Origin of the sequence: uncultured Acetatifactor sp., assembly GCF_948601915.1 — a bacterium.
Lineage (GTDB): Bacteria > Bacillota > Clostridia > Lachnospirales > Lachnospiraceae > Acetatifactor.
This window is the reverse complement of the sequence record NZ_CAPDXS010000135.1, coordinates 1-757: the sequence shown is the minus strand read 5'-3', so window position 1 is coordinate 757 and position 757 is coordinate 1. Positions and strand designations below refer to the sequence as shown.

Here is a 757-nt window from a genome sequence, read left to right as displayed (position 1 = left end):
CTTTGTCCGGCAAATTCCACAGACGTTCCGATATTTTTCTGCTATAATCCATAAAATCCCCTCCTTCTCCGGGTTCGGCACTGGCCTGTAATCATGGCATAATTTCCTTATTCAAGGCATGGAACGGCCGTATGGCCATAAGTAAGGAGCGTTGCTGTGCTCATGGTATTATATGACCATACTCTTGGCAGTTAGTGTAGCATATTCTCCCCCGGCTTTCCACCTTATGCATTTTTATAAAAAACCATGAGCCAATCCCAGGATCAGCTCATGGTTTTTAAGGATATGTCAGCACAGCATTCGCCGGCGAGTTATGGGGATTTCTTATAAGCTCTGCAGAAATCTGTCGAAGGCCGCCTGGCCCTCCGGCGTCCTCTTGTACACCCCGGCATCCTCCAGCACTTCCATGAACACCAGGCCGATCTCCTTCTCAATGATGCCGTCGATATTGGAGGCGTCTATCTTCCCGTACTTCGGCGAGAACTCCTCCACCCAGTCCGCGTGCTTGGCCAGCACCTGGTCCGAGCGCAGGTCCGCCCCGGTGAGGATGGCCTCCTTCAGCCGCGCCATCTCCTCCTTCAGCCGGGCGGGCAGCACGGCCAGCCCCATGACCTCGATAAGGCCGATGTTCTCCTTCTTGATGTGGTGGAGCCTCGCGTGGGGGTGGTAGACTCCCAGGGGATGCTCCTCAGTGGTGATGTTGTTGCGCAGCACCAGGTCAAGTTCGAAGTCCTCCCCCCGCTTCCTGGCGATGGGG

At 55.1% G+C, this 757-nt stretch carries 1 pseudogene; it reads right to left on the bottom strand.

Annotation, left to right across the window (positions count from 1 at the left end):
* Positions 1 to 324: 324 nt before the first annotated feature.
* A pseudogene (locus tag Q2B33_RS19035) lies at positions 325 to 757 on the bottom strand (galactose-1-phosphate uridylyltransferase); the annotation flags it as partial.